A 20,869-nucleotide genomic window follows, 5' to 3' on the forward strand; every position below is an offset into this window, starting at 1 on the left:
TGGAAATGATTACTCCTGGTTTCAGTTATTGGACTTAATGATTTTTCTCCAGTAATCGTTTAAATTAAATATTGAATATTTGGATAGATCAGCTTGTTCTTTGGGAATAAATCCCCTAAGTCGGTTTATTTCCTGCTCGAATCCTTCAACTTGCGCTAAATTTTTCCATTCATTTGGGTCTTTTCTACTATCGTAAAGCTCAATGGACTTGTCCTCATATTGAATCAGTCTAAAATTTTCTCCGGTTATGGCGGTATTATTTCTGCCAAAAGATGAAATAGCGGCATAAGGCCAATTCGCTGCTTTATCATTTTCTAAAAGCGGCACTAAGGAATGTCCTTCGTTTTGTTTATTTGCCGGCAATCCACTGAGTTCCAATAAAGTTGGATAAATATCCAGAAGTTGAACGGGTTTGTTTGACTCTCTTCCCTTGACAGCATTTAATTCCTTGATAATCAATACTGTCCTGGTAGATCTTTCCCAAAGTGCTTGTTTGGCAAATCGATTTTTTTCTCCCAAATGATAGCCGTGATCTGACCACACAACTACAATCGTATTATTCGCGTAATCACTCTCCTTTAGCGCTTTCAGCACTTTCCCAACCTGATGGTCTACAAAATTTATGCAGGCAAGATATGCCTGAACCACATCTTTCCATTGATTCGATTCCATGAGAAAATCGGTTGTCGGCATCATGGGTACCTCCGTTACCCGCCGGGCAAAAGCGGGTATATCATCAAAGTCATCAGGTAGATAAGCCGGGGTTTGAATGTCTTTTACAGGAAATTTATCAAACCATTTTTGAGGGACATGCCAGGGAACATGTGGCCTTACAAATCCGACTGCAAGAAAAAAAGGCTTGTCATGATTTTGGTTAAGTTTCTCAACTGCCCATTGAGCAGACTTATAATCAGGCATCAAACGGTCTTCTGAGGGATAGGCGCCCCAATCTGTCGAGGTGCCTTTGGGTTTTCCGTACCATTCCGGATTATAGTTAATGCGTTTGGGAGGCCTGGGGCCATACATTTCAAATGTACCACCATATTCATCAAAAGTCTGCGCGCCGTCTCCGTTATGATAAATTTTTCCAACACCCATGGTTTTATACCCATACTTTTCAAAATAATCGGGAAGAAGAATAGCCTTACCTGAGGCTGCATTTGATTTTTTAATATTAGTATCCCGCATCTGTAAATAATTACCTGAGGTTGTTGGATAAAGTCCACTCATCACAGAAGCCCTGGAAGGGCCGCATATGGGAGCCTGACAGTGTGCGTTGGTGAAGAGCATGCCGCTTTTAGCCAATGCGTCTATGTTTGGCGTTCTGGTTTGAGGATGCCCATTTAATACGCCAATCCAGTCATTTAAATCGTCAATGGCTATAAAAAGCACGTTCGTATTCTCCTGAGCATAGGAAATGGTTGAAAGACTTAATATTAACAGGAATACTAATGATCTAATCATAATTTTTTATAATTGGGCGCCAGGTCCAAAGCCGGGCACATGTTTCCATAGGCATTTTGTGTGCCCAAAATGGTGAATTTCAGTAAAAAAAGGACCGTTCCAGCAGTGAAAACCTGTACCGTTACCTATGGGTAGTCTACGCCGATCCCCATTTGACTACATAAATGGAAGAGCTGATCGTCACCACAATACGGCGTAGCCTACAACACCATCTTTCAGAACAACTTAGTTAATAGGAAATTCTCTTTACCAATTTAATTTTGACGTTGGGGTGCTTGGGTTACTGATTTCACAACCAAATTCATAAAATCGCCCATGGCACTATCCTCCATCCATCGTGTAACTACTACCAGGTCATGTTCATCATCAATCACGATGTAATTTCCGCCAAAACCAGCAGCGAAGTAGATCTCTGATGAAACTTCTTTCCAACGCTTACGGGTATTAATCCACCACATATACCCGTAGTCCTCATTGGAAGTTGAAGGCTGATGAGCGGCCTGGACCCATTTTTCAGATAAGAGTTGTTGGTTATTCCATTTACCTTTTCGGGAGAATAAAAGACCAAATCGGGCCATGTCCATGGCACTTATAAAAATCCCGCCTCCTGAATGACCACCGCCACTTACCGATTGCATCATCAAGCCATCAACATTAACAAACGAGTTTTCGTATCCATACCACCGCCAGGTAGTAGAAGCACCGATAGGATCCATAATTTTTTCTTTGAGCACAACCGGCAATGGTTGTCTCCAAACCTGTAGTAATGAATAAGCAAGTAGGTTAACGCGAACATCATTGTATTCGAATACAGTACCCGGATTATTTAGTTTTCTGTTTTTCCAATCATCAATACTACCTTCCCTCGGCGGCCGGTCTGCCCAATCTTTTAATCCGAAGAGTGTTCCACTCCAGTCCGAGGACTGATCTAGTAAGTTGTCCCATGTGATTTTTGAATTGTGTCGCCCTTCAAAATAGCCGTTCCAAACGTAATTTTTCACACTGTCATATACACTTTGTATTAGTCCCTGGTCTATAGCCAATCCCGCTGTTGTAGAAAGGAAACTTTTTGTAACACTAAACGTCATATCTACCCGATGTATATCTCCCCATTGCGCGACGATATAGCCATTTTTTAGAATTATACCTGCCGGGCCACCACGTTCTTTCATCGGTCCAAGCATTTTATACTCCGGCTCTCTTTCATATGCCTTTAGATTGGCAATTCGCAAATCTCTCTCCACTTTATTCTCACTACCTACCGCAAAATTCACAGCACTGTCTAATAGCGTTTTATTCAGATCCATTTCAGCGGGTGACTTTACCTGCCAAGTTTTACCGGGGAAATAGTGGGTCTGTGCATGTGTAATGGAGCAGTATAAACTGAAAAAAACGATCAGGATTCTATTTTTCATAATGGTAATAATTTTAAATTTATTGGGGCATCGAAACGCTTGATGCCAAACAGGAGATAGGAAAAGGGTGCACTTTTCTCACCGTCTAACCAAACGATAATTTAACCTCGTTTTTATGTTTTAGTAGGATTTCTTGCAAATTACTGAAAATTTCCAATCCAAAACGTGAGCCCTCACGATTCATAGGCTTTCAGATACAACGGAAATTAGGCGAAGCCCTCTTGATACCTCTACTCACTTAAGCCCTGATTGGCCAGGGCTTCGGTGACCATTAGCGCCCGATCGAAAAATCGTAAATAGTGCACTTCTCCATTGAGGGCAGGGCCTATTCGTAAGGTAGATGAACCGGCGGCGGACTGGAAATAGGGACTGAATCTGCCCCAGCCAAATTGCCTGTCCTCTCCCCCATCATTGAAGTGCCCGTCTACGACAAATGCGATGATCTTCGGCCCTCCGTCCAAAATGATACTTACCTGATGGCGCTTACCGGCCTTCAATAATCCGGGATCAGCGTTCCAAACCGCACCTGTCTGGCCATCATTCATTTGAAATTCCACCGTTTCATTTTCCGAAATGCTTATCCACCAGCCTTTGCCGGAAGCATCTCTGGTATCTGCCAACACCTGTCCTTCCCTGAGTTCATGAAGCACAAAGCCCATTTCAATGGTAAAACCATTCGTAGTGTTTCTGCCCCTGTAATCGGCTGTGTTGGCATCTCTGATCCGAAAAGAAGGCATAGCTGGTGCAGGCAGCTCCGCAGGTAACGTTGAACCTTCTCCCGGCCAATCTATTTTTAGGCCATCCTTCACCGGGGAGACAGCGTCGAATTGATGCCAAAGTTTGTTCAGAAAGCTGGTATCAATCTGATGCAGACGGGCAATGTCTTTCTGGGTTTCGGTCATATAATAGTTTCGCTCCTCCTCTATCAGGTCAGGATAACTTATTCTAATCAAGGGATCATCATCATAAAGCAGGATTTCGGGTTGACTCCATTGTATGATTTTCCCAGCGTCACCGTCTACTTCCTTCCCTCCTGCTATCCACACGGGATTTCTGTCATTATAGCCAATAGCTCCCGGATTGGGATGTTCTCTGATAAATCTACCCCCATGATTGTGAAACCAATACAAAAACTTTCCATTTTGGCATTTCCAGGCAAAATTGGCTGCCCTGGGATGCTTCATCAAGCGCCCATCTGCATACCGCATGTACTGCGGAGGATCCCAGGTTTTGCCCTGATCCCGGCTGTAACTATACACCGGATGCCCGTCCAGCGAACGGTAAACCACAAAAAATGAACCGTCACTTAAGACCGAATAGCTATGTTCGGCAGCAATCGGACCGCCATTTTCTGGCGTTCTAAGGCCAATATCCCCCTCAGGCAGGGTTTGCCATGCTGCCTCAGCGGGATCTTTTACCGTAAACAAATCCTCACTCTTTAGCAATACCCCTTCATTGGAGGTGAAAAACCCGTTCCCAAAGCCGCCTACTTTGGTCAGCGGAACAAAGGCAGTCCCTTTATGGGAAAAGGCTCTTCCAACGTTCCAGAAAAAGCGGATATCTCCCTGATAGGGATTGTTTCGGTCTATTTCGAATTCACGTACAGGAATGGTATACCTGTCTTCCGACCAGGATTTGCCATGATCGTCGGAATACTTGAAGACGAAATAGCCCTGACTATCCACTCGCCGTACAATTCCGTCTTTATAGGGAGGATCCTCCCCTTTCACTTCCCTGAGATTGTCGGTATTGTGGTTGTAGAATACAAATAACCGGCCTGAAGGAGCTTTCAAAAGCACAGCATAGGAAGCCTCAGGGCCATCTGCAGGCTCTATTTCTACCATTCCTTCCCAGGTAAGGCCCCGGTCAAAACTCCGCTGGCTGATGATATGCTGTCCACTGGCGCCCTCATGCCCGGCACCGGTAGTCATCACGCATAACCAGGCTCCGTCATCCGTTTTTACAATATAGGGCTGGTCACTATAGCTTTTGTCTGGAATGACCAGGCCATTTTCAATATTTCTCCAATCGGTTGCCTGGGCTAAGGCAGAAGCTGCATTGCCTGCAAATGTCCAAAATAACAGGCCAACGAAAAGGCTGTGGTTTGGGCTTAATTTTATGTTCATAGGGTCAAAAAAAAACCTAATAGGATGCATCAATAAATGGCTTACTAGTTAAGTTAAAAAATGGGTAAAGCCGAAATTTATTCGCTAAAAATGAATAAAAACATACGGATTGAGGACAAATCCCCCTTGCCCCCTTTAAAAAAGGGGGATTTCGTTTACTGTCGGATTTCTAGGTACGTTCGGTTTACCGGTAACGGTTTTAACGAGTAGTTTTTTCAGTCCGGCTAAATGGCACCTATACAGCTTCAATCATGCATTTCAGCAAATCCCCCTTTTTAAGGGGGCGCAGGGGGATTTTTTCGTGCCCATCCCATCTATACGCTTACGATTTTGATGCGATTTTCGTCCTAAATCCCCCTTGCCCCCTTTGAGAAAGGGGGATTTCGGTAGCGGTCGGATTTCCAGGTATGTAAATTCCAGCCAGCTGCCGTTCATTGTGGGCAGCACTAACCTTCTCCAATTCAACTGTAAGGAAATCGAAAACAAATCCCCCTTAATAAGGGGGAAAGGGGGATTAACCTACGTAACTATCAATATTTCAGTATATTGAATAGTGGTAACCCTCAAAAAAATCCCCTCCTTAAGAAATGTTTTTTTTAGGAAAACATTGAAATTTAATGCATAATTTTTAACTTCTTCCATGCGATTTATTCCCTACAACAAGAATTTGAAAGAATTTTCAAGAGAATTACGATCTCATTCAACGCTATCCGAGGTTTTACTTTGGCAAAAACTACGGGCACGTCAATTTCGAGGCTACGCATTTAACAGGCAAAAGCCATTAGGAGATTACATTGTCGATTTTTACTGCAAGAGATTACAATTAGTCATCGAAATTGATGGAGATAGCCACTTCCATGATGAATCGGTTCTTGAAGATCTTAAAAGGCAATTGGTTTTGGAAAAAATGGGCTTATGTTTTCTAAGGTTTTTGGATGGAGATGTCAAGAAATCCATGCCTTCTATTCTCCAGGAAATAGGTGTGTTTATTGATAAATGGGAAGTTGAAAACGGTGTTCCCAAGACAATTTTTTGAGATAAAAAGAGAGGACTGAATCCAAACGATATTAAATCCGGGCTGTCAATGGAATAAGAACCCATTCCAATCATTTTCTGAAGGAATTTTAAGGTTAATAACCGGAAAATAGTTTTAGTTCAAATTAAAATCCTTGAAAAAATCCCCCTTGCCCCCTTTGAGAAAGGGGGATTTCGTTTACTGTCGGATTTCTAGGTACGTAAATTCCAGCCAGCTGCCGTTCGTTGTGGGAAGCACTAACCTTCTCCAATTCAATTGCAAGGAAATTGAAAGCAAATCCCCCTTAAAGGAGGGATTTCGGTATCGGTCGGATTTCTAGACACGTTCCGTCAACCGATAACGGTATTGACGAGTATTTTTCCAGTCCGTTTAAATGGCACCTATTCAGCTTCAATCATGCATTTCTGCAAATCCCCCTTTTTAAGGGGGCGCAGGGGATTTTTTCGTGCCCATCCCATCTATACGCTTACGATTTTGATGCGATTTTCGTCCTAAATCCCCCTTGCCCCCTTTGAGAAAGGGGGATTTCGGTAACGGTCTGATTTCTAGACACGTTCCGTTAACCGGTAACGGTTTTGACGAGTATTTTTTTCAGTCCGCTTAAATGGCAATAGTTCTATTATTTGGCAGTATCACTTCAACATCAGGCAATAATATCCTTTACGACCTTCCCAGCCACATCGGTGAGACGGAATCTTCTGCCCAGGTGTTTGTAGATTAATTTTTCATGGTCCAGTCCCAACTGATGCAAAAGGGTGGCCTGAAAGTCATGCACATGCACCGGATTTTTGGTGATATTGTAGCCAAATTCATCTGTTTCTCCATAAACAATTCCCGGCTTTATACCGCCGCCTGCCATCCAGATGCTAAAGCACCTGGGGTGGTGGTCACGCCCGTAGTTGTCTTTGGTCAATTCGCCCTGGCTGAAGTTGGTACGCCCGAATTCTCCACCCCATACCACTAGGGTTTCGTCAAGCAAACCTCTTTGTTTGAGATCTGTAACCAAAGCTGCGGAAGCCTGATCTACATCCATGGCCTGACCCGTTATTTCCTTGGGCAAATTGACATGCTGGTCCCAGCCCTGGTGGTACAATTGCACAAAGCGGACCCCTTCCTCAGAAAGTTTTCTTGCCAGCAGGCAGTTCGCAGCAAAGGTTCCGGGCTTTTTACAATCTTCCCCGTAAAGATCAATAATGCTTTGAGGTTCTTTGGAAATATCCAACACATCAGGCACCGTGGTTTGCATGCGGTAAGCCATCTCATATTGCTGAATTTTTGTATTGATCTCCGGATCATGAATTTCCTCATAAGACCACTGGTTTAATTGGGCCAGCTTATCCAGCATCTGTCGCCTGTCAAACCGGTTTAAACCTTTGGGATCATTGAGGTATAAAACCGGATCTTCTCCACTACTGAACTGAACGCCCTGATGAATGGAATCCAGAAAGCCGTTGGACCAGAGCTTGGAATATACTCCCTGGCTATTGCCTTCTCCCCTGGAAATCAGAACGGTAAAGGAAGGGAGATTTTGATTTTCACTTCCCAGGCCATAGCTCAACCAGGATCCCATGCTGGGTCTGTTTCCTTGTTGGGCTCCGGTTTGAAAGAAAGTTAGTGCCGGATCATGGTTGATCGCTTCTGTATGCATGGATTTGATGATACAGATATCATCGACGATTTTTGCTGTTTTTGGAAAAAGATCACTTACCCAGGCCCTTGATTCGCCATACTGTTTGAAGTCCACGAAAGACCCTACCAAAGGTAGGGAAGCCTGATTTGCCGTAAAACCTGTCAGTCTTTGTCCATCCCTGATTGAAGCGGGTAAATCCTGCCCCTGCATTTCCCTAAGCTTAGGTTTGTAGTCAAAAGACTCCAATTGAGAGGGTGCTCCATTTTGGAAAAGATAGATGACGCGCTTTGCTTTAGGTGCGAAATCTGGTAAACCGGTAACGCCTGATTCCAGGTCTTCAGGTGATCGTGACCGGTTAAAAAGATCCGGCATTAGCAGGGAACCTAAAGCCACGCTTCCGATTCCAAGGCTCAATTTGGATAAAAACCTTCTCCTGTTTCTGTTCAATCCGTATTCCAAAAGTTCTTTTTCCATAAATCTAAGATCTGGTGATGGCCTCTTCCATGTTATACATGGTGGAGATTACCTGCATTAAGGCTGCTACGGCTACTTTATCCGCATTTTCGTCCACCGGATATTCGCCTATTGAAGCCAATGCTTCAGCGTCCTCCGCTGTGATGCTTTCCAGCTTATCCCTAAGATAGTTTTCCAGCAGTTCTACTTCTTTTGGTTTCGGTTTCCTGCATAGAATTAAGCGAAAAGCCCTAGTAATTTTTTCAGTTTGGGTGGAGTTTTCATTGACCAAACGGGCTGCCAGTACCCTTGAGGCCTCAAGGACGGTTGGGTCATTAAGCATGACCAAAGCCTGTAAAGGGGTATTCGTAAAGGAACGCTCTGTCTCACACTGATCTCTGTTACTGGCGTCAAAGATGAGCATGGAGGGTGGTGGCACTGTCCTTTTCACAAATGTATACAGGCCTCTCCGGTACAGATTATCTCCATGGTCCTGGGTATACTCAGCCAGGGTAGAGCCCCCTGCGGTCGCTGCCTCCCACAATCCGTCGGGTTGATAAGGTTTTACACTCCGCCCACCTATTTCCGGTACCAGTAGTCCGCTGCTCGCAAGGACCATGTTACGAATAAATTCTGCCTTCAAATGGTGGCGTGAGGCCCTGGTGAAATACCTGTTTTCAGGATCTTTCTGCCTTTCTTTTTCAACGATGGCCACCGACTGCCGGTAGGTGGCAGACATTACCATTTGTTTGATAAGCCGTTTGATGTCCCATCCATTTTCCATGAAATCGATGGCCAGCCAGTCCAACAATTCCGGATGGCTGGGCAATTCTCCCTGCATACCAAAATCACTGGTTGTATTGACTATTCCTCTTCCAAAAAATTCCTTCCAGATTTTATTCACAAAAACCCTCGCAGTCAGAGGGTTGCGCTCATCAAACAACCATTTGGCCAATCCAAGCCTGTTTTTTGGATAGTTTGGATCAAAATTTAGAATTGACTCAGGCGTTTCAGGAAATACTTCAGTTCCGTATGCGTTAAAAACGCCTCTTTCCAACACATAATTGTTTCTCAGGGTATCCAGCTCACCCATTACCGAAACAATCAGTTTGGCGGTATCCTGTTTGTTGACAAAAGAAAGAATACCTTCGGCATCTTCATCGGTAATCTCAATGTAAGGTTTCTTTGCATAGGACTCCGGAGTGCCTACCAATGGATCTATTGGTGCAGTAGAAGTCCTCAACTCATCGATATTATTAAAAAATGAAAACATCTCATAATAATCCTTTTGGGAGATGGGATCGAACTTGTGGTCGTGACATGCCGCACATTCAAAGGTAATGCCTATGAGTGCTTTGCCGATGGTATTGGTCCTGTCTGTCACATAGGTGATCCTATACTCTTCTTCATCCACCGCACCTTCCTCCGTGATTTTATGGTTTCTATTAAACCCCGTGGCTAAAATCTGCTCTTTAGTGGGGTTCTCCAAAAGATCGCCAGCCAGTTGCCAGGTTATAAAATCCTCAAAAGACAAATTTTTATTAAAGGCATGGATTACCCAATCCCGCCAGGGCCACTGTGTCCGGAAGTTATCCAATTGATAGCCATAAGAGTCGGCATATCTGGATATGTCCATCCAATAAACAGCCATTCGTTCTCCAAAGGAGGGCTGAGACAGCAGGTAATCAACCATCTCTTCAAAAGCGTCAGCATTATCATTTTCATTAAACCGATCCATCAAATCCAGATTTGGTGGCAATCCGGTCAGATCAAAACTTAATCTCTTGAGCATACTTTCTTTTGAAGCCGGCTGATTAGGATGCAATCCGACATCTTCCTGTTGCTTTAAAATAAAATGATCAATTTCGTTAACAGGCCAGTTTTTGTCTTCTACTTCAGGGGCTGCTATGTATTGAGGAGCTTGAAAAGACCAGTGTTTTTCATAAACCGCCCCATCTTCTATCCAGGTTTTGATAAGCTCTATTTCCCTGTTTGTCAAATTGAGGTTGGACTCCGGAGGAGGCATCACCTGACTTTCATCGCTCGAGTTTACACGCAAATAGACTTCAGACTGATGCGGTTTGCCGGGAACCAGGGCAAAAGCCCCTTGATTTTCCGCAAGGGCTTTGAATGCTTCACTTTCGATATCTAACCGTAATCCGGCTTCCCTTGCATCGGAATCCGGTCCATGACAGGCAAAGCAGTTGTCAGAAAGAATGGGCCTGATATGGAAATTATAGCTGACTTTATCAGGAAACTTTTCTGAAATCCCTATTTCACCTTCATCTGAAGTACAACCTGCAAAGTACAGGGAGAACACCATGAATAATACAGTACGAACAGCACTTAATAACTTAATCATTCTCATTGGCATTACTACTCTTCGCTCTATTATATGGGCATGTAAAATCACCTAATTACAGATTGAGAGCATTATTGTTAATATAACAAGAACAGCAGGCACTTCAAAATTAACTTTTTTTAAAGGTATATTTGTTAAGCAAGCAGCTTTCAAATTGCCTGCTGTTCCTTTTAAATATTTGGCTTATCTTTTTATGGATTACCTCTTATCGGGTATCAATAGCCAGGATTCTGTTCCAAGTTACCAATTCTTATCTCCCTAAGTGGTATAGGAAACAAAAGCCGTTCGGTTGTAACATTATAACTCATTGCTGGTAAATAGGATTCTCCGGCATAAAATTCCTTAAGGTATACCCCATTGGCATTCATAACTTCGATAGCCCTATCTGTCCGCAGCAGATCGCACCATCTTTTGTTTTCAAAGGCCAGTTCCACCCTGGTTTCACGTTCGATAATTTCCCTGAGCAGCTGCTGGTTGGTTTCGGTAACCGGGTCTAAATCTGCTCTTTCTCTTACCTCATTTAGAAAGGGCAATGCATCTGCTGATCTACCTTGTTCATTGAGTGCCTCAGCCATAGATAATAAAGCCTCTGAAAAGCGATAAATCGGAAAATTGTCATCCGTATTGCGTTCCAATGCATGGGGATTCAGGTATTTCTTTATAAATGGATAGGTTCTTTTTCCCGGAGTTGGTACATAATTTACAGGAGATTTTAATTCGTCGATAAACATGTTACCGATTTGACCTGTACCTTCTACAATTCCGATGGAAGCAGGCAATCTTTCGTCTCCATCCTCATAGGCCGCTATCATTTCGAAAGTGGGCGTATTCCAGCCGCCACCCTGAAGGTTTTGAGAGCTGATGCCGGTAATTAGACTTACATCTGCAGAAAGTGGTATAAACGGATAGAGGAAATCACTATTTTGTCCTTGATTTCCTTGTTGATATTGAATTTCAAAAATGGATTCGGTACTATTCTTGTTACTCAATTCGAACACGTCCCCATAATTGTCTAACAAAGAATATCCCATTTGGATCACCTTTGAGAGCTCTGATTCTGCTTTCGGATAGTCTTTAATAGTCAGGTAAACATCTGCAAGCACCATTCTGGCTGCACCTTCATTTGCCCTGCCATTTTGCGGGAAAGAAACCGGATCAAGGCGGTTGATGGCATTTTCTAAATCCTGAATTATTGCCTGATAAACTTCGTTTACAGATGCTCTTGGAAGGTAGGCATCGCCTGCCCCCTTTACTGCTGTTAAATACAGTGGCACTCCCCCAAAATACCTCACCAGATCAAAATACAACAAGGCCCTCAAAAAGCTGGCTTCGCCATAAATTTGATCGATTTTTTCCTGACTCAAAGGAGCTTCTTCAACCTGATCTAAAATCTCGTTGGTTCGCGCAATTCCAATATAATCGGAATTGTATTTGTTTGCTACCAGACCACTGTTTACGTCGTCCATGAAAAAATCCGTGTATTCTCTTTCTATATAGCCAGGCCCCCGGTTGGTAATATTGAATTCCAGGTGGGTGTTATCCGATCTCATTTCTCCCATTGTCCAGGCAGCAATGGACCCTTTCGCTCCTCTTATTGAAGCATAGGCACCCACCAGGGCCTGATTAAAATGATCTTCTGTTTTGTAGAAATTTCCTGAGGTAATAGAACTCTCCGGCACCAGGTTCAGAAAATCTTCTGAACAGGAGCTCATTATCAGTATGGCAAGTATTGTTGCTATCTTTTTCATGATGTCGTTGGTTTTGGTTAAAAGTTTAAATTTACTCCTAAGGCATACGTTCTAGGAATAGGGTAAGGACTAATGTCCACACCTTCCTGAAGTCCATTTAGACCCCGCCAACTTGATTCAGGGTTTGGACCTTTGTAAGGTGTAATAACAAGTGCATTTTGCAGACTTAGGAATATTCTTGCCGAGCTGACGCTTTTACTGAACTCGGGAAGCGTATAGCCAAGGGTAATATTTTTAAATGTCAAATGGGAAGCATCCAGGGCTAGCCTGTCCTGAACATTACGGGGAAACTCTGTTGTACCTGACAAGGAACGGCCAATGATGCCATCACCTGGCTCTTCCAAGGATCTCCACCTGTATTTCATGTATCGTTCTACATTAAATATTCCCTCGAGCGTTTCTGACCATTCCGCCAAGGAGTAATACATTTTACCCCCATAAGAACCGGCAATGACCACGTTCATATCGAAGTTTTTGTAATAAAAGTTGTTGTTGAACCCATAAAAGAATTTAGGATTGGGATTGCCAATGTAGGTCTTGTCATCCACATTGATTACACCATCTCCATTGATATCCTTGTACCTGATCGTTCCTACTGCGGACGTTACGTGCTTAGGTTGGGAATCAAATTCCTCCTGCGTCTTATAGATACCATCAAAGATATAGCCGTAAAACTGACCGATCGGCTTTCCTACTTCTGTTTTCCAAATGGTAGAAGAATAATTCCCTAATCCACCAAGTGGCGTATTATTGGTCCCCAACTGAATCACTTTGTTCCTGTTAAACGAAATGTTAAAATCTGCATTCCATCTGAACTCACTGCTCTCCAGTACTCTTGCATTAACCCCAAATTCGTAGCCCCAGAAATGGAATTCACCAATATTATCCTGGATATTTGGGTAACCCGTGCCGTAGGGAATATCGACCTGGTAGAGCATATTGGTTGTTCGCTTATCGTAATAATCGAAAACCAAAGAAATTTTATCATCGAAAAGACCTACATCAACCCCTAAATCAATTCCCACTGTGGTTTCCCAGGTGAGAAATGGATTACCAATGGATACGGGACTCCTGCCCTGTGCTAAAGCTCCTCCAAAGACATAATTGGTCGAGGATATATTCCCAAACTGGCTATAATTACCAATATTAAAATTACCCGCATGCCCATACTCTCCCCTGATTTTCAAATAGCTAAGCTCTGAAAAATCAGCCATAAAGGATTCGTCAGAAATGATCCACCCGGCAGAAACGGATGGAAATGTACCCCACCTGTTTTCGGAACCAAATCGGGAGGAACCGTCTCTCCTTACAGAAACTGAAAGCAGGTATTTGCCCATGTAATTGTAATTCACCCTGCTAAACATGGAAAGTAACGACCACTCGGACATATTGCTGCTGCCGTACCTGATTGCTGCGGCATCTATCCAGGATACCTCATCATCCGGATAGCTAGTCCCTGTCAATACATTGTTTTCCTGATGATATTTTTGGGCAGAATAACCTACCAGTGCATCAATGAAATGACTACCTATATTTTTGGTGTAGTTTAGGGTGTTTTCTGTTAACCAGGAGCTATAATCATAGGTACTGTATGAGCCAGTGGCAAGCTTGGGTGGAGGAGAGAAAATGCCTCCTGCAGTGGATGGATTAAATACCCGTCTTTTCGCATTTCCCAAATCCACTGAAACAGAACTTTTGAAGAAGAAATCATTGTGGATGTCTGCTTCAAAATAGGCATTGGACAATAAGCGATTGGTAGCCGACCGGTCATAGGTTTCCAACATGGTTTTTTTCCAGTTTGGGAAGGTAAATAGACCGGGCCCGGTAAAACTTACTTTTTGGTTGCCATTCTCATCTACGTCATCCGGAGAAAAAATAGGAGGTGTAATGATGGCGGAATAAAGAATGCTGTAAAATCCATCCGTAGCCTGGTTCCGGCTTAACTGGTGGGTCGGTGCTAAATTTAATCCAACCCTAATGTTATTGTTTATTTTGTATTCGTTGTTTGTCCGCAGCGAAAAACGCTGAAAACCGGTATTAATTACTACACCTTTTTCGTCAAAAAAACCAAGCGTGGTAGCAGAACTAAAATTATCCTTATTGGCCAGAAAAGAAACATTATAACTGTTCTGTTTACCGGATTGTAATAGCTCATCGTACCAATCTGTATCGGGCCCGTTATAGGCCTCGGGATTCTGATACAATTCAGGTATTCCACCTGTAAAACCTTCATAGCGGATTTTATCCTCATAAATGGCTCTCCTGTCCTCCAGAAACTCCCGGGCATTCATTAAATCTGCCCTCCCCCTTTGCGGAACCTGTGTCATTCCCTGGATAACACTTAATTGAACAGATGTTTGGCCGGGCTTTGCCCTTTTTGTAGTAATTAAAACTACACCATTGGCAGCTCTGGATCCATATAGTGCAGAGGCAGAGGCTCCTTTTAAAACTGAAAAACTTTCAATTTCGTTGGGATTGATAGTATTGATGTCCCCAACGATAGGAAAACCATCGACAACATACAAGGGATTATTTCCTGCATTGATTGAGGCTGCTCCTCTTATCCTTACGGCCATTCCTCCTCCCGGCGTTCCGGAGGCCTGGCTGATCTGGACACCAGCCATTCTTCCTTGTAACTTCTGCACGAATTGACCTACCGGCTGATCTTCCAATTGGTCGGCTTCAACACTTGCAATTGACCCTGTAACCTCACGCTCTTTTTGAATGCCATAACCGATAACAACAAACTCCTCTAGTCCTTTAGCATCTTCAGACAGTTCGATATTAATGATACTTCTACCGTTAATCGGTTCTTCCCGGGTTTCGTAACCTAAGAAAGAAAAAATCAATGTTCCATTTTCATCGGGAGCGACAAGAGAATAATTGCCGTCAATGTCTGTAACCGTCCCAAGGTTGGTACCTTTTACCAGTATCGTTACACCCGGAAGTCCTTGCTTGTCTCCAAAAGAAGTAATTTTACCGGTTATCTCAATTTGAGCAGATGCCGCCACCGCTTCATTTAATTCAGCTTTACGGTTGGATTCCTTTACACTAATGTTATTATTGGTTTGCCGGAAAGCTAATCTTGATTGACTGGAAATCTCTCTGAGAATCGCTTCTATACTTTCCTTCCTCGGAGGTTTGCTAAACTTTTCATCCAAAAAATCATCCTTAATATCAAACGTAAAAACAAAGTCGGTTTTGGATTCAATGTCTTCAAAAACTTCTTTTAAAGTAGCATCTGAGTAGGCAGACTCGATAAATACTTTCTGAATTTTAATTGCTTTTTGCGCATCTGCTCCATGAGCGATGGTAAAATTGACCAGCAATAGCTGGAAAACGATTCCAAAAAGGGAGGAAGTTGTAGACTTGCTAAAGAAGCCTTTGTATCTTTTTTTCATGTTATATTGGGTTTAGTGAATAAATTAAATGGTTATTAAGGCTAATCTCGGTTTGTGTTCATGTATCATCATTTTTACTTTTTATAATTTTCGTTAAATCTAAGTATGCTTAAAATTTTAAAATCAAGTCTTTATTAACCATCTCAAAATCAAGGTTTTTATTAAAACTGATATCGCGCAGGATATTTTTTAGGCTTTCATTGTAATATTTAGCTCTGATATTCCAGTCGGTGGGAGGATCGCCGGTCACCTTCATCGTCACACCAAACCATCTTTCAATAGATCGTTTAAAAGTGACAAAATCATCCCCATTAAACATTAGAATGCCTTCTTTCCAACCAAAGGAAGCATCAAAATCTATTGTTTGAACATGAAAATCGACAGCGTTTTTTTCCATTAAAATTTCATAGCCGGGGTCTAAAATATAATTTCGGTCGTTGTCAAAACCAGATACCCTAACCTTGCCTTCCAATAGTGAAACGGCTCGTGTAGATTCATCAGAAAAGTTTTTTACATTAAATGCAGTACCCAAAGCTTCCACATGTATACCCATCACTTCAGCAATAAATGGTTGAATAGGATTGCTGGCTACATCAAAATATGCCTCCCCGGTAATTTTTACCCTTCTTATACTATCTGAAAAAACTTCAGGATATTCCAGGCTACTCATCGCATTTAACCAAACTTTTGTACCATCAGGCAGTAAATGGGTAGAACGCTGACCGGCTGGATTTTCCTTTTTCAGCCAGGTTATAGTTTTTACCAATGGAGGTTCATCACTTGCCCTATAATAAAAGGCGATGGCAGAAAAAATTAGAAAAAAGGTGAGAACCGCGGCCCACAATGCTGATTTTGTAAGGGATTCCCTCCTTTGAAGGGGAGCTTTTTTTCGACTTGCCGCTAACCATATTTCGTCTCTCCTGGCTTTAAGTTTATTGGCATCCGAGAAAGTTTCACTCTCCCATATTTTTTGAACAGATTTAAATATCAATCTATTCTCTTCAGAAGCAGCGATCCAATATTTCAAGGCAGCAATTTGCTCTTGAGTAGCCTCTCCTTTAAGGTACAGTAAAATCAAATGGTCAATATCCTGCTGAAAATTCCCCATGAATGCGCTTTATGACAGTATAACCAGGAAGGCAGCTAATACCCGTAAGCACAAAAGAAAAAAAATCTTTTTTTCTAATTATTTATAGTATTTATATTGGTTAAATTCATTTTATAAATGATAGAAATTGGAGTTTTAAAATATTAGCCAAACAAAAAGTTTTCGTTTGAGGAGTTTAAACCTATTTATTTAGGATTACAATTTTTTTTCTTGGAAAATTGCGGTCCAGGATATTTCGAATCCGACAACAAAATCCGGGTTAAAAATGGGTTAGAATGTCTCTAAAGCCGGAAAAAAAAGCCAATGAAAATTAGGCACACTTACCGTAGGTGACTAACAAAAGCGAAAAAATGAAGTGTCTATCACCGATTTGCATTATAGGTTTCCCCTTCAAAATAGTTGGATCCCGCAGAATATATCACCAGGATCTGTTGACGAAGATTCTGGTATCAGAAAATCACCCCCTACTCAATTAATAAACATTTCATCAACCAACAATAATGCTCCACGCCCTTTGTTCCGATGCCATGAAGGAATTTCTTTCACGGTCCTACCGATGACCAGCAGACAATTTACTTTGGTCGGGTTAATTGTTGTAGATATTAATTGAATATAAGGTTTACGCTCTTCCGTAGGCAATGCAGGAGTCATTCGACCCATCAATTTCAAATCATCTTTACTTTTCCCACCCCAAATCTCAATTTGGGAGGGCGGAAATATAATCGTTTCTGGCTCCACCAAAACATTGAAAGAAACAGAAGCTACTTCAATCTCCTGATTGTAACTCAAAAACAATTCCATATCCTCGTTGGAAAAACCGGCCCAGTTGTTGGCCCAGGCCGGACTATTGGCATTGAAACCGCCAAAGTCCCCATCAAAAAAGGTAGCGTGGCCATTTGCAGGATGAACCCTGTTTAAGCGGGACAACAAATTGACAGAATCAGGCGGGTATTTATTTTTATAAACAGAAAAGGTAGTATTGATGCTTCCAAACCAACCTTCTTTAAATGCTTTTGCATTGACCAATGTGGTACGGTCTAACCACACTTTTCCCTTCTCAAAGACGGGTGAAGTAAGGCTATCAGGCTCAGTTCCATCCAAGGTATACCTTACGGTGACGTCTTCTATTGGATGGCCTATATTCAAAGCGATAGAATCCCTAAAGATATTGGTTTGATTTTTAAGTATGGGAACATTTAATTTGATCTTTTCATCGTCAAGCCCTTCTCTACCGGCAACTATTTGAATATTTTTAAATTCATCTCTGAGAAGTTCCAGATCGTCCACGTCGATTTCCGTATTCCAAATAGATATGGTTTGAAGGCGTTTTAAGCTATTCAGGTAGGGTTTTAAATCATTTAATGCCACTGACGTACCTGAAATGGCCAGGTGTTCGATATTTTTCAAAGCAGTCAAAGTCTGAAGCCCATTTCCGGTAATATTGGTAAAATTTAAATTTAATCTTTCCAGATTGGTAAATTGATTGACAATGGTCAGGTCCTCATCTTCTACCGGAATTCTATTAAGACTGAGTGATACAATTTGTTCTTTTATGGGTTCCAGCTCCAGTAGTGATTGACTCGTGTAAGATTTTGGATTATAAATGGTTACATCCAGGGCAGGTGATTCTTTACTTAAAGGTCTGATTACCCGGTATTCGTTATTGAGCGTTTCCAGGGTTTTTTCATCAGGCATATCAAATTCATACGTCTTTCCTTTTCCCGAAGGGTTTAACACATTCGTTGAAACAAGCCGAAGGGAATCTCCGGCAGGTAAGGCCAATACCTTCATTTCAAAATCATATTTATTTTTAACCCATAGTTCCAGAAGCAATTTTTCTTCCTGTGAAAGCTGGGGTTTTCCTGAGGGTGGCATGTGTTCCTCATCTTCCATTGGCAGGGAAAGCCTGTGTAGCATTAAACTCTCCTCCAGAGATTCATTATCGAATAGTTTTCCCGTTTTTCCTCCTTTTAATAAAGAAACTTTATCTGTCATGATCAATTCCCCCTTGGCTTTACTCTGATTATGGCAAGAATTACATTTCTTTTCTAATACAGGCATTACCAGGTGATCAAATACAATGGCTTCCTCAATAGGAACCACCACTTCCCGCCCTGCAATAATGGGCATGTAGATGAAGTCTTCCCCATGTGTCAGGGATGCACCGTAGTGGCCTGCCATCAGCGTGATTACAATCAGAGAAGAGGCCGATATTTTAGCTATTTTTTCCTGATACCAGGCCTTATCTCTGGCAAAATATAGTACACTGGCAAAGAACACGATCCCAGCGCCCAACCACTTATGCCAGGTTAAAACGGCGCCATCATATCCTTCTTCCAGTGATAGAAATAAACCCATCACAGCAGCCAAAGCGGCCGTTAACACAGAAAAAAGCAATAAATACGTAAGGAAATCCTGGTAAAACTTTTCTTTACTGAATTCTTTTCGGAATCTGAAAAATTCCAACCCCAGCGATAAGAGTAGCAAGGCAATCGGAAAATGGAGTATCATGGGGTGCAATCTTCCGAAAGGTTGTAGCCAATAGGGAATTTCAATAAACTTTTCCAGCAATAAAAAATAAAGCAGTAGGATATTCAAACCAAACAGCAGCCTTTCTGCAATAATCCGGTACTTGTTTTTCATATCGTTAGGGATGTTTGCCATGGCCAGTTATACCAATATGTCTTTGACGACTTTTCCAGATACATCAGTAAGCCTAAACCTTCTACCCAAATGCTTGTAAATTAGCTTTTCGTGATCGAGTCCGAGTTGATGGAGGACCGTTGCCTGAAAGTCATGAACATGTACGGGATTTTTAATAACATTGTATCCCAATTCGTCCGTTTCTCCATATACGGTTCCAGGTTTTATACCGCCGCCAGCCATCCAAATGCTAAAGCACCGGGGATGGTGATCCCTGCCATAGTTATCTTTGGTCAGTTTTCCCTGACTGTAGTTGGTCCGACCAAATTCTCCACCCCATATGACCAAGGTTTCGTCCAGCAGACCCCGCTGCTTAAGGTCTGTTACCAATGCTGCAGAAGCCTGGTCTACATCCTTGGCCTGTCGGGTAATTTCATAGGGCAGGTTGCCGTGCTGATCCCATCCCTGGTGGTAAAGTTGTACAAATCTAACCCCACTTTCAGAAAGCTTTCTTGCCAATAGGCAATTGGCAGCATAAGTTCCGGGCACCAGACAATCCGGCCCGTAGAGCTTGATTACGCTATCCGGTTCCTTGGAAAGGTCCATAATGTCCGGAACGGTAGTTTGCATTCTGTAGGCCATTTCATATTGCTGGATCTTAGCACTTATTTCCGGGTCTCCAAACTTTTCATAGGACATATGATTTAGCTCAGCCAGGTTATCCAATATTTTTCGCCGTTCCACCCTGCTCATTCCATTTGGGTCACGAAGGTACAATACCGGGTCTTCTCCGCTGCTGAACTGTACGCCCTGATGTACCGAATCCAAAAATCCATTGGTCCACAATTTAGAATAAACACCCTGGCCGTTCCCAATTCCCCGGGAAAGCAAAACGGTAAAAGCGGGAAGGTTTTTGTTTTCGCTGCCCAGGCCGTAACTCAGCCAGGCACCCATACTGGGTCGGTTCCCCTGCTGTGCTCCTGTTTGAAAAAAAGTTAGGGCGGGATCGTGGTTGATGGCTTCGGTATGCAAGGACCTCACAATACAGATATCATCGACAATTTTTGAGGTATAGGGAAACAAATCACTGATCCAAGCTCCGGATTCCCCATACTGATTAAATCCTGAAAATGACCCTACCAAAGGAAAGGAGGCCTGATTGGCAGTCATGCCCGTTAGCCGCTGACCACCCCTTATCGATTCCGGCAAATCCTGACCGACCATTTCATTTAATTTCGGTTTGTAATCAAAGGATTCCAATTGTGAGGGAGCTCCGTTTTGAAAAAGATAAATTACCCTTTTTGCCTTAGGCGCAAAATCAGGTATGGCTGCAGCCAGTTCTCCTTCCATTTGACCATTACCTTTAAAAAGGTCAGGCATCAATAATGATCCCAACGCTACACTCCCCAGCCCCAAACTCATTGTAGACAAGAATTTTCTCCGGTTCAAATTCAGGTGGTGCTCAATAATATTTTTATCCATA

11 protein-coding genes are annotated in these 20,869 nt (G+C 42.5%); 1 reads left to right on the plus strand and 10 read right to left on the minus strand.

The features are described 5' to 3' along the window. Positions 1-21 precede the first annotated feature (21 nt). From GKS34_RS03665 to GKS34_RS03675, 3 genes are all read right to left on the minus strand, one after another. Positions 22-1,464 carry a sulfatase gene (locus GKS34_RS03665; RefSeq protein ID WP_163383431.1) on the minus strand — a complete coding sequence of 481 codons (1,443 nt, stop codon included), beginning with the start codon at positions 1,462-1,464 and terminating at the stop codon, positions 22-24. A 254-nt stretch (positions 1,465-1,718) separates the two neighbouring features. Continuing rightward, positions 1,719-2,879 (minus strand): serine hydrolase domain-containing protein, encoded by a 1,161-nt coding sequence (locus tag GKS34_RS03670; protein ID WP_163383432.1) that lies wholly within the window; start codon positions 2,877-2,879, stop codon positions 1,719-1,721. 230 nt (positions 2,880-3,109) lie between these two features. Continuing rightward, positions 3,110-5,005: an exo-alpha-sialidase gene (locus GKS34_RS03675; RefSeq protein WP_240459183.1), complete on the minus strand. Its 1,896-nt coding sequence runs from the start codon at positions 5,003-5,005 to the stop codon at positions 3,110-3,112. Positions 5,006-5,645: 640 nt separating this feature from the next. On the opposite strand from GKS34_RS03675, the gene GKS34_RS03680 reads away from it, so the two are divergent. Further along, a complete protein-coding gene (locus tag GKS34_RS03680; protein ID WP_163383434.1) occupies positions 5,646-6,041 on the plus strand; it encodes an endonuclease domain-containing protein in 396 nt (131 codons plus the stop codon). A 643-nt stretch (positions 6,042-6,684) separates the two neighbouring features. Here GKS34_RS03680 and GKS34_RS03685 read toward each other — a convergent pair. From GKS34_RS03685 to GKS34_RS03715, 7 genes are all read right to left on the minus strand, one after another. Further along, positions 6,685-8,145, minus strand: a complete 1,461-nt coding sequence (locus GKS34_RS03685) for a DUF1501 domain-containing protein (RefSeq protein WP_163383435.1) — start codon at positions 8,143-8,145, stop codon at positions 6,685-6,687. Between the two features lie 4 nt (positions 8,146-8,149). Beyond that, on the minus strand, positions 8,150-10,486 hold the full coding sequence (locus tag GKS34_RS03690) for a PSD1 and planctomycete cytochrome C domain-containing protein (protein WP_435380173.1): 2,337 nt from the start codon (positions 10,484-10,486) through the stop codon (positions 8,150-8,152). Between the two features lie 215 nt (positions 10,487-10,701). Continuing rightward, positions 10,702-12,234 carry a RagB/SusD family nutrient uptake outer membrane protein gene (locus GKS34_RS03695; RefSeq protein ID WP_163383436.1) on the minus strand — a complete coding sequence of 511 codons (1,533 nt, stop codon included), beginning with the start codon at positions 12,232-12,234 and terminating at the stop codon, positions 10,702-10,704. Between the two features lie 17 nt (positions 12,235-12,251). Continuing rightward, complete coding sequence (locus GKS34_RS03700) at positions 12,252-15,635, minus strand: SusC/RagA family TonB-linked outer membrane protein (RefSeq protein WP_163383437.1); 3,384 nt, start codon at positions 15,633-15,635, stop codon at positions 12,252-12,254. A 109-nt stretch (positions 15,636-15,744) separates the two neighbouring features. Next, positions 15,745-16,743, minus strand: a complete 999-nt coding sequence (locus GKS34_RS03705) for a FecR family protein (protein WP_163383438.1) — start codon at positions 16,741-16,743, stop codon at positions 15,745-15,747. A gap of 468 nt (positions 16,744-17,211) precedes the next feature. Then, positions 17,212-19,386 (minus strand): DUF2231 domain-containing protein, encoded by a 2,175-nt coding sequence (locus tag GKS34_RS03710; RefSeq protein WP_163383439.1) that lies wholly within the window; start codon positions 19,384-19,386, stop codon positions 17,212-17,214. Positions 19,387-19,413: 27 nt separating this feature from the next. Then, entirely contained in the window at positions 19,414-20,868 is a 1,455-nt protein-coding gene (locus GKS34_RS03715; protein ID WP_163383440.1) for a DUF1501 domain-containing protein, read from the minus strand. Between the last annotated feature and the right edge of the window lies 1 nt (position 20,869).

The sequence above is a fragment of the Cyclobacterium jeungdonense genome, assembly GCF_010994275.1.
Lineage (GTDB): Bacteria > Bacteroidota > Bacteroidia > Cytophagales > Cyclobacteriaceae > Cyclobacterium > Cyclobacterium jeungdonense.

Excerpts from the sequence above, each read along its gene's own strand:
- GKS34_RS03700 (WP_163383437.1), bottom strand. The coding sequence starts at position 15,635 with ATGAAAAAAAGATACAAAGGCTTCTTTAGCAAGTCTACAACTTCCTCC.
- GKS34_RS03675 (WP_240459183.1), bottom strand. The coding sequence starts at position 5,005 with ATGAACATAAAATTAAGCCCAAACCACAGCCTTTTCGTTGGCCTGTTA.
- GKS34_RS03710 (WP_163383439.1), bottom strand. The coding sequence starts at position 19,386 with ATGAAAAACAAGTACCGGATTATTGCAGAAAGGCTGCTGTTTGGTTTG.
- GKS34_RS03670 (WP_163383432.1), bottom strand. The coding sequence starts at position 2,879 with ATGAAAAATAGAATCCTGATCGTTTTTTTCAGTTTATACTGCTCCATT.
- GKS34_RS03665 (WP_163383431.1), bottom strand. The coding sequence starts at position 1,464 with ATGATTAGATCATTAGTATTCCTGTTAATATTAAGTCTTTCAACCATT.
- GKS34_RS03680 (WP_163383434.1), top strand. The coding sequence starts at position 5,646 with ATGCGATTTATTCCCTACAACAAGAATTTGAAAGAATTTTCAAGAGAA.
- GKS34_RS03705 (WP_163383438.1), bottom strand. The coding sequence starts at position 16,743 with ATGGGGAATTTTCAGCAGGATATTGACCATTTGATTTTACTGTACCTT.
- GKS34_RS03685 (WP_163383435.1), bottom strand. The coding sequence starts at position 8,145 with ATGGAAAAAGAACTTTTGGAATACGGATTGAACAGAAACAGGAGAAGG.
- GKS34_RS03695 (WP_163383436.1), bottom strand. The coding sequence starts at position 12,234 with ATGAAAAAGATAGCAACAATACTTGCCATACTGATAATGAGCTCCTGT.
- GKS34_RS03690 (WP_435380173.1), bottom strand. The coding sequence starts at position 10,486 with ATGATTAAGTTATTAAGTGCTGTTCGTACTGTATTATTCATGGTGTTC.
- GKS34_RS03715 (WP_163383440.1), bottom strand. The coding sequence starts at position 20,868 with ATGGATAAAAATATTATTGAGCACCACCTGAATTTGAACCGGAGAAAA.